This window comes from Blautia sp. An249 (assembly GCF_002159835.1).
In the GTDB taxonomy this organism is placed as follows: domain Bacteria; phylum Bacillota; class Clostridia; order Lachnospirales; family Lachnospiraceae; genus Blautia_A; species Blautia_A avistercoris.
In genome coordinates, this window is record NZ_NFJL01000043.1 from 1 (window position 1) to 5,787 (window position 5,787).

The following is a 5,787-nucleotide window of genomic DNA, read 5'->3' on the forward strand; positions in this document are numbered from 1 at the left end:
CAGAATGTGTCCGTTTTGCCCTATAATGCGCCGCCGGTGCGGGCATATTTGTCAAGGTTCAGCCTGGGGCCTCCGGGCTAGCGGAAATGCGGAAAGGAAGAAATAAAGACATCTCCATTTCCGGGGGCCGGGTCGTTACTTCAAGGCAACGACGATGGAATGAATGAGCTTGATTTCCAGACGGCGCTTCATGTACTCGTCCACGCAGACATAGGGGAAACCGTTGCCATCATACAAGGTGCGGGTGCAGAGCTTGTTTATGTAGCCCTCATAGTACGCCAGCACTTGTTCCATAGCCGCTGCGTCCCCAGCATGGGCGGCTTCCATCACCGAAAGGGGAAGAAGCTCCTTGCCGTTGAATGTGGGTTGCTTCATCCGCGTTTACCTCCCTCCCGGCATTAACGCCATCAATTTCACGCGCAACTGTTTCAGGGTGCTTGTCCTGTGGCGCTGGACGGCGCTGCGGGACATTCCCATGAGGCCGCCGATCTCGCCGTCAGCCAGTTCCAGGACACAATGCAAAATCAAAATGCTTTGCTCCTGCTCCGGCAGACTGGCGAAAGCCTCGGCCACAAGCTCGTTGTCAATCAGCAGATCATATCCATGCGACGAAAAAACATAGCTGTCGCTGGGGTAACGATCTACCGTGGAGAGCTTGTCCATTTCCTGCTGTGTCAAGGCGTCCAGCGGCTTTTCACGGTCGCGCTGCCGTCCCAATTCACGCAGATAGTCTTTGGCCTCGTTGCGGAGTACCGCTTTACAAAAAGCGTCATAGCGGTTCCGCAAGAAAAACTCATCGCGGGGGATAGTTTCCATCTTCTCACCCCCTTTCTGTGGGGGATTTAGGTGGTTCTCTCCCTTTCCGCCAAAGTTACTTTTGAAAGGCTGCCAGCTACCCGCTAAACGCCAATTTTTTGAAATTTTTTTGGAGAAGTTCGGGGGCGGTGGCGCGGGCCGCAGGAAACAACAAAATTCGCCCGGCAGGTCACAGACCAACCGGGCGAAAATAGAAATGCTATGAAGTTGATTTACATGGTATAGTACATACTCGTGGCCGCTTGTCCCCGTCGCCGGGGACAGGCTTTTTTTGGCGGTGCAAACCCCGTCTTATTTTGTCGAAACGCTCCCTGCTTCATGGCGGCTCCCTCCTAAAGCCGCCGATCTCGCCAGCGTCAGGGCGTCGTCATTCTGTGTGGAGGACAAAAGAACGGCGGCCTTGATTTTGTCAAAACCGCCGCTGGGGGATGATGTAAAATTGACGCACGAAAGCAACCTGCCCGGCAACGGTTTTTTTCTTTCCCCGTCGGACGGGGCAGGCTGTTATCGTGTATGGAGATAAAAAGAAGCCGATAACCACAAGAAGAACAACCTTGTGGGTTATCGGCTCTGCGTCTGTGCGTCTGGCTCTTTGATAACGGTTATATTTAGTTGACGGACTGCAATCAGTGTTTCATGCTTGCATTTCGGACAGTACAGCGGGAAATTTTCAAGAACCGTATCTTCCCGTATTTTCAGCCGGGTTTTGCAGCCACAGACAGGGCATAAAATCCATTGTTCATGCTTCATACTTCCGCTATGTGACTTAGCTCCGTTAAAATCATCTCCGCGATTGCAGCATTCCCGCCTGCCGCCTGCGACTTTTTTTGAAAAGGCATAATACTTTCTTTATAGGACATATCTTGCAAAATTTCTTTTGCGTTGTCTTTGAGTATGGTCGGGGTTAGCGTTTTCCTTTTGAGATATTTCCCCAAATGTAAATCCTCAATCTGTTGCGCTACTCGCGGCTGATCGTTGCCGACAGGAATAACCAACATTGGTGTTCCGTAATACAAGGCTTCATTTACACTGTTCATCCCTCCATGAGTGATAAAGAGAGAAGCCCTTTTCAGTACTTTTAGCTGTGGTACAAAAGGATAGATAAAAATATTATCTGGTATTTCTCCGAGCTGTTCTTTCTTAACTGTTTTTCCGATGGAAATTATTACAGAAACAGGTTCATCACGAAAAGCGTCAATACACTTCCGAAAGAACGCTGCGGAAGTGTTCAACAGGGTTCCGAGAGAAATATAAATAATGGGTTTTGTCATTTCAGAAAAATCAAATTCCTGTTCCACTCGATCACTGATTGCCGGGCCAACATATTTATAATGCGTATCGGAAAACTCGTCAGGATATATCTGAAAATCCCTAATCGTATAGGTGAAATTCAGATTGGGCGCATTATAGACCATTTCTTTTACAATGTCCCCATACCGCAAGCCAAATTTCTTTTTGATTACTTTGGAAAACAGTCTGCAAAGTCTTGGGTAACGAAAGATTGCGGTCATATACCAGCCGCCGGTTCTTCCAAAATCGTACAACACTTTTTCATTCAGCGTAAAGGTTGAGAATAGGCGAAAAGTCGGGACGCCTAACTGTTCGGCCAAAGCCTTTCCCGGAAGAAACAGCATTTCATAAATCAAGCAATCAAAATTTGCGCCTATTCTCTGGACTGTTTGATAAGCAGCAGACCAGCTTTTAATTTCCTTTTGGGATGGAGAAAGTGTGTCCGGGTAATCATCGTATGAAATGAATGTAGCGCCGGTTCTTTCAATTTTTTCTTTCCAGTCAGGTGCATTGATATAAGACACATGATGTCCTAACTCTACGAACACCTTTGCCAGCCCCAACGTAGGGTTTGTATGGCCGGAGAAAGGCAGGTTCACCATTAAGATATTCCACTTTCTAAAATCACTCATAATATCGCCGTAGGCCCTCCTTTACCTGTGCAATCAATTCCGAATTGAAAACCGGCGTATCAAATTTCACGGCAAGCAATGCGATAAAGTCAACTTTTTCGCACATTTCCTGATAGTCACTTTCAACAATAATCGGGTCAAGCCAAATGTCAACCAGAAGCATTAGCACACCGGCAAGCTCCTTGGGATATTTACAATCAAATTCCTTGTTTACCGTACCTTGCCGCAAAATATCTTCTAAGTAGCCGGAAAGAACATTCAAGGAATTTCGTAGAGTGTCTAACAGCGCAAAAGGAACTTTTTCGGCCCACTTTTCTTTTGTGAGTGTAGAGAGTGTGTCATTGGAAAAGAGGTAGGTAATAATCTGCCCGATTTTTTGTTGTGCCGTCATACCTGTATTCGCTACCAAATCCTTAAGTCGGCTTGTAAAAAGCTCCTTTTCGTAATTGGATAGGTAAGCGACAATTTCCTGTTTACTCTTAAAGTAATGGTAAATCGCTCCTTTTGACATTCCACTGGCCTGTACGATGTCCTGCATAGTAGTGTTTTCATATCCTTTTTCCAAAAACAGCTTCATTGCTGCGTCAATGATTTTGCTTTTAGAAAGCAGGGATTTTTCTTCCTGTTTCATCTTTCACCTCCATAAAATAAACCGCCAGTCGGTTTTGTTTAATGATAGCATATTTTTGCTTCGCTGTCAATTTCGCAACCAATGGGCTTATCTGATTTATCTATCTGAAAGAACTCAACCCAAACCAGAATAGGAATAATAAAATGTAACCAACACGCATATAGCAACATTCCACGGGCAGAGTATGAAATATACAATGTAGATGGGTGGTGCTATATGGCAAATATCAAAGATTGTCCCGGCTTTGAAACTTTCGGCGCGGATGTAAAAGCGGCGCGGAAAGTTAAGCAGTTATCGCGTAAGACGCTGGCGGAACAGGTCAATATCGACTGGCGCTATCTTGCCAACATCGAAAATGACGGCACGATTCCCAGCCTGCCGGTTATCATACAGCTTATCAAAATCTGCGGGCTTCCCGTGGAACGGTATTTTAACCCGGAGATCATGCGGGAGGAAAGCGCACAGCGGCAGCGGGTCAGCCACAAGCTGAAACTCTGCCCAGAAGAATTTCTGCCGGTCATTGAGGGCGCGATTGACGGGGCCATTCAAATTCAACAGAAGAATGACGAAACGGAGGGTGCATGACAACCCTCTGTTTTGTTTTTGGGAGGACGCAAGTTGCGCCCTCTCTTTTTTTGTTCGGTTTTTGGAAAAACCGGAATTTTGCGGGTATTTCCTTGGGGTCAGAACGTTTTTTAGGGGAAGAAGAACAAAGACAGCAAGCATAGGGAGTGTAGCCACACTCCCGAACACCGGCCCCGTTCCTCCCCTGCGGGCCGGAGCCGGTTGCTTGTTGGGGAAGCCCCCAAACCCCTGAAAGAAAGGACGGTGAGGAAATGGCAAACCGAAAACGGAAGTTTGTGCTGCGCGTCCCCGTGACGCCAGAGGAACGGGCGCTCATTCAAGAGAAGATGGCCCAGCTCGGCACAAAGAACTTTTCCGCCTACGCCCGGAAAATGCTGATAGACGGCTACATCATCCACATGGACACCAGCGACATCCGGGCGCAGACGGCGGAGCTTCAGAAGATCGGCGTCAACGTCAACCAGATCGCAAGGCGTATCAACAGTACCGGGACTGTGTACGCCCAGGACGTTGAGGACATCAAGGGGGCGCTGGCACAAATATGGCAGTTACAAAGATACATCCTATCAAGTCAACGCTGAAAAAGGCCCTGGACTATATCGAGAACCCGGACAAGACCGATGGAAAACTGTTTGTGTCCTCCTACGGCTGTTCCTACGAAACGGCGGACATTGAATTTCAAATGCTGTTAGACCAGGCGTTTCAGAAAGGCAACAATCTGGCCCACCACCTGATACAAGCCTTTGAGCCGGGGGAAACCACGCCGGAGCAGGCCCATGAGATCGGGCGGCAGCTTGCCGACGAAGTGCTGCAAGGGAAATACGCCTATGTGCTAACCACCCACATAGACAAGGGCCACCTGCATAATCACATCATTTTCTGCGCGGTGGACATGGTGAACCAGCGCAAGTACATTTCCAATAAGCAGAGCTACGCCTATATCCGGCGAACCAGTGACCGGCTGTGCAGGGAAAACGGCCTGTCCGTGGTGAAGCCGGGCCGGGACAAGGGAAAATCCTACGCTGAATGGGACGCCCAGCGCAAGGGCAAGAGCTGGAAAGCGAAACTGAAAACCGCCATTGACGCGGCCATCCCCCAGGCCAAAGACTTTGACGACTTCCTGCGGCTCATGGAGGCCCAGGGCTATGAGATCAAAAGGGGCAAGCTGATTTCATTCCGCGCCCCCGGCCAGGAGCGGTTCACCCGCTGCAAGACGCTGGGGGAAGATTACACGGAGGAAGCCATTACCCGGCGCATTAAAGGGCTGGCCGTGGACAGGGGGCCGAAGCGGAAACAGGCAAAGGGAATTACCCTGCGGATTGATTTGGAGAACAACATCAAGGCCCAGCAGAGCGCGGGCTATGCGCGGTGGGCGAAGCTGCACAACTTGAAGCAGGCCGCCAAAGCCCTGAACTTCATCACCGAACACCAGATTGACAGCTACGCCGATTTGGAGGGCCGGATTGCCGAGATCAGCGCGGCCAATGACGAGGCCGCCGCCGCGCTCAAAACCGTGGAACGCCGCCTTGCGGATATGGCGGTGCTGATAAAGGACATTTCCACCTACAAGAAGCTGCGGCCCCTGGCGCTGGAACTGCGAAAGGCCAAAGACAAGGCCGCGTTCCGGCGGGAGCATGAAAGCCAGCTTCTCTTATGCGAGGCAGCGGCAAAGGCCCTAAAGGACGCCGGGGTGACGAAACTCCCCAACCTGGCCGCGCTGAAAGCCGAGTATAGGAAGCTGGACGAGGAAAAAAGGCGGCTGTACGAAAGGTACAGCGAAGTGAAAGCAGAATTGACAGAATACGGTATCATCAAGCAGAACGTGGACAGTAT

At 49.6% G+C, this 5,787-nt stretch carries 8 protein-coding genes; 3 read left to right on the plus strand and 5 right to left on the minus strand.

Annotated elements, in window-relative coordinates; translation table 11 throughout:
* Positions 1–135 precede the first annotated feature (135 nt).
* From B5F53_RS19145 to B5F53_RS19165, 5 genes are all read right to left on the minus strand, one after another.
* Positions 136–375: a helix-turn-helix domain-containing protein gene (locus B5F53_RS19145; protein ID WP_087227045.1), complete on the minus strand. Its 240-nt coding sequence runs from the start codon at positions 373–375 to the stop codon at positions 136–138.
* A 6-nt stretch (positions 376–381) separates the two neighbouring features.
* Positions 382–816, minus strand: a complete 435-nt coding sequence (locus tag B5F53_RS19150; RefSeq protein WP_087227047.1) for an RNA polymerase sigma factor — start codon at positions 814–816, stop codon at positions 382–384.
* Positions 817–1,377: 561 nt separating this feature from the next.
* Positions 1,378–1,566 carry a cysteine-rich KTR domain-containing protein gene (locus B5F53_RS19155; protein ID WP_087227049.1) on the minus strand — a complete coding sequence of 63 codons (189 nt, stop codon included), beginning with the start codon at positions 1,564–1,566 and terminating at the stop codon, positions 1,378–1,380.
* Positions 1,563–2,738 (minus strand): macrolide family glycosyltransferase, encoded by a 1,176-nt coding sequence (locus B5F53_RS19160; protein WP_204246972.1) that lies wholly within the window; start codon positions 2,736–2,738, stop codon positions 1,563–1,565. Before B5F53_RS19160 ends, B5F53_RS19155 begins: the two co-directional genes overlap by 4 nt.
* Positions 2,731–3,369 (minus strand): TetR/AcrR family transcriptional regulator, encoded by a 639-nt coding sequence (locus tag B5F53_RS19165; protein WP_087227051.1) that lies wholly within the window; start codon positions 3,367–3,369, stop codon positions 2,731–2,733. Before B5F53_RS19165 ends, B5F53_RS19160 begins: the two co-directional genes overlap by 8 nt.
* A 216-nt stretch (positions 3,370–3,585) precedes the next feature.
* Here B5F53_RS19165 and B5F53_RS19170 point away from each other — a divergent pair, with 216 nt between their 5' ends.
* From B5F53_RS19170 to B5F53_RS19180, 3 genes are all read left to right on the plus strand, one after another.
* Positions 3,586–3,954: a helix-turn-helix domain-containing protein gene (locus B5F53_RS19170; RefSeq protein ID WP_087227053.1), complete on the plus strand. Its 369-nt coding sequence runs from the start codon at positions 3,586–3,588 to the stop codon at positions 3,952–3,954.
* A gap of 251 nt (positions 3,955–4,205) precedes the next feature.
* Complete coding sequence (locus B5F53_RS19175; protein ID WP_087227055.1) at positions 4,206–4,535, plus strand: plasmid mobilization protein; 330 nt, start codon at positions 4,206–4,208, stop codon at positions 4,533–4,535.
* Positions 4,496–5,787: relaxase/mobilization nuclease domain-containing protein (locus B5F53_RS19180; RefSeq protein WP_087227057.1), on the plus strand; the 1,292-nt coding region annotated here is incomplete at its 3' end. The genes B5F53_RS19175 and B5F53_RS19180, both read left to right, overlap by 40 nt.

Coding starts and splice junctions, on each gene's coding strand:
- B5F53_RS19145 (WP_087227045.1), bottom strand. CDS start 375: ATGAAGCAACCCACATTCAACGGCAAGGAGCTTCTTCCCCTTTCGGTG.
- B5F53_RS19150 (WP_087227047.1), bottom strand. CDS start 816: ATGGAAACTATCCCCCGCGATGAGTTTTTCTTGCGGAACCGCTATGAC.
- B5F53_RS19155 (WP_087227049.1), bottom strand. CDS start 1,566: ATGAAGCATGAACAATGGATTTTATGCCCTGTCTGTGGCTGCAAAACC.
- B5F53_RS19160 (WP_204246972.1), bottom strand. CDS start 2,738: ATGAGTGATTTTAGAAAGTGGAATATCTTAATGGTGAACCTGCCTTTC.
- B5F53_RS19165 (WP_087227051.1), bottom strand. CDS start 3,369: ATGAAACAGGAAGAAAAATCCCTGCTTTCTAAAAGCAAAATCATTGAC.
- B5F53_RS19170 (WP_087227053.1), top strand. CDS start 3,586: ATGGCAAATATCAAAGATTGTCCCGGCTTTGAAACTTTCGGCGCGGAT.
- B5F53_RS19175 (WP_087227055.1), top strand. CDS start 4,206: ATGGCAAACCGAAAACGGAAGTTTGTGCTGCGCGTCCCCGTGACGCCA.